This window comes from Robertkochia sediminum (genome assembly GCF_016786255.1).
Classification (GTDB): Bacteria; Bacteroidota; Bacteroidia; order Flavobacteriales; family Flavobacteriaceae; genus Robertkochia; species Robertkochia sediminum.
On record NZ_JADMKT010000045.1, the window covers coordinates 1 to 3,045 of the forward strand.

1 rRNA gene is annotated in these 3,045 nt (G+C 49.1%); it reads left to right on the plus strand.

Annotated elements, in window-relative coordinates:
• Positions 1–205 precede the first annotated feature (205 nt).
• Positions 206–3,029: ribosomal RNA gene (locus tag IS446_RS00185) — 23S ribosomal RNA — on the plus strand.
• Positions 3,030–3,045 lie beyond the last annotated feature (16 nt).

Here is a 3,045-nt window from a genome sequence, read left to right on the forward strand (position 1 = left end):
TCAAGCCCGCTACACAAAAGGGTGTTGATTTGCGATGAAGCCGAAACGTTCATTGACATATTGAGATAAAGAGATACGAGAAGCTTGTTATGGTTAGTAATAACTGTAACATGTAAAAAGTAAAAATTTTTGAATCTTATTTAGTTGTAATGATTTGCACGAATCATTACGGCTTGTTATTTATGATATTAAAGAGCAAAAAGTACAATAAGCTAAATAAGGGCGTATGGGGGATGCCTAGGCTCTCAGAGGCGAAGAAGGACGTGATAAGCTGCGATAAGCTGCGGGAAGTGGCACATACACTTTGATCCGCAGATTTCCGAATGGGGCAACCCGGCATGTTGAAGACATGTCACCTAGTAATAGGAGCGAACCCGCTGAACTGAAACATCTAAGTAGGCGGAGGAGAAGAAAACAATAGTGATTCCGATAGTAGTGGCGAGCGAACTCGGAAGAGCCCAAACCAGTGTTGTTACGGCAATACTGGGGTTGTAGGACCACAACATCGAATGCCAATTGAATCAGAACACGTTGGAAAGCGTGACCATAGAGGGTGATAGTCCCGTACGAGTAAGAGAGGTTATTTGTAGTGGTATCCTGAGTAGCGCGGGGCACGTGAAACCTTGTGTGAAACTGGCGGGACCATCCGCCAAGGCTAAATACTCCTGAGAGACCGATAGTGAACCAGTACCGTGAGGGAAAGGTGAAAAGTACCCTGAATAAGGGAGTGAAATAGAACCTGAAACCATACGCTTACAAGCGGTCGGAGCCCCGTTGGGGTGACGGCGTGCCTTTTGCATAATGAGCCTACGAGTTACCGTTGCTAGCGAGGTTAAGTGATTCAGTCACGGAGCCGTAGCGAAAGCGAGTCTGAATAGGGCGCTATAGTTAGTAGTGGTAGACGCGAAACCGTGTGATCTACCCATGGGCAGGGTGAAGCTGTGGTAACACATAGTGGAGGCCCGAACCGGTTGACGTTGAAAAGTCTTCGGATGACCTGTGGGTAGGGGTGAAAGGCCAATCAAACTCGGAAATAGCTCGTACTCCCCGAAATGCATTTAGGTGCAGCGTTGATCAAGTTTTATAGAGGTAGAGCTACTGATTGGATGCGGGGGCTTCACCGCCTACCAATTCCTGACAAACTCCGAATGCTATAAAATGGTGATCAGCAGTGAGGGCATGGGTGCTAAGGTCCATGTCCGAGAGGGAAAGAACCCGGACCATCAGCTAAGGTCCCCAAGTGTATACTAAGTTGAAAAAACGCGGTTTGATTGCTTAGACAGCTAGGATGTTGGCTTGGAAGCAGCCATTCATTTAAAGAGTGCGTAACAGCTCACTAGTCGAGCGATCGAGCATGGATAATAATCGGGCATAAGTATACCACCGAAGCTATGGACTTTATAAAAGTGGTAGGGGAGCATTCTATGGGCGTTGAAGGTGAACTGCGAGGTTTGCTGGAGCGTATAGAAAAGAAAATGTAGGCATAAGTAACGATAATGCGGGCGAGAAACCCGCACGCCGAAAAACCAAGGTTTCCTCAGCTATGCTAATCAGCTGAGGGTTAGTCAGGGCCTAACGCGAACCCGAAGGGGGTAGTGGATGGACAACAGGTTAATATTCCTGTACCTGCATAACATTAAAAGTGACGGAGGCGAATAGTTGGTGCGTGCTGACGGAATAGCACGTTGAAGGGAGTGGTAACACCCCGATAGTACACTAAGGCTCCGGCTGCGGTGATAATCCAGCGAATCGACTTCCAAGAAAAGCGAGTTATGCAGCCTGTACCGTAAACCGACACAGGTGGTTGGGATGAGTATTCTAAGGCGCTCGAGAGATTCATGGCTAAGGAACTAGGCAAAATAGACCTGTAACTTCGGGAGAAAGGTCGCCTATCGCAAGATAGGCCGCAGTGAAAAGGTCCAGGCGACTGTTTATCAAAAACACAGGGCTCTGCTAAATCGAAAGATGATGTATAGGGCCTGACACCTGCCCGGTGCTGGAAGGTTAAGGGGAGATGTTAGCTTCGGCGACGCATTGAACTGAAGCCCCAGTAAACGGCGGCCGTAACTATAACGGTCCTAAGGTAGCGAAATTCCTTGTCGGGTAAGTTCCGACCTGCACGAATGGTGTAACGATCTGGACACTGTCTCGGCCATGAGCTCGGTGAAATTGTAGTATCGGTGAAGATGCCGATTACCCGCAGTGGGACGAAAAGACCCCGTGCACCTTTACTATAGCTTCGTATTGACTTTGGATAAGTGATGTGTAGGATAGGTGGGAGACTTTGAAGCGGCATCGCCAGGTGTTGTGGAGTCATTGTTGAAATACCACCCTTTACTTATCTGAAGCCTAACTTCTGAATAGAAGGACAGTGCGTGGTGGGTAGTTTGACTGGGGTGGTCGCCTCCAAAAGAGTAACGGAGGCTTCTAAAGGTTCCCTCAGCACGCTTGGTAACCGTGCGTAGAGTGCAATGGCATAAGGGAGCTTGACTGAGAGACCTACAAGTCGATCAGGTACGAAAGTAGAGCATAGTGATCCGGTGGTTCCGTATGGAAGGGCCATCGCTCAAAGGATAAAAGGTACGCCGGGGATAACAGGCTGATCTCCCCCAAGAGCTCACATCGACGGGGGGGTTTGGCACCTCGATGTCGGCTCGTCACATCCTGGGGCTGGAGAAGGTCCCAAGGGTTGGGCTGTTCGCCCATTAAAGTGGCACGCGAGCTGGGTTCAGAACGTCGTGAGACAGTTCGGTCTCTATCTACTGTGGGCGTTAGAAATTTGAGTGGACCTGACTCTAGTACGAGAGGACCGAGTTGGACCAACCTCTGGTGTAGCTGTTGTTCTGCCAAGGGCATTGCAGCGTAGCTATGTTGGGAAGGGATAAGCGCTGAAAGCATATAAGCGCGAAACCCGCCACAAGATGAGATTTCTTTAAAGGGTCGTGAGAGACGATCACGTTGATAGGCTACAGGTGTAAAGGCAGTAATGTCATAGCCGAGTAGTACTAATAACCCGTAGGCTTATGTACGCCAGTCCTCCGGTGG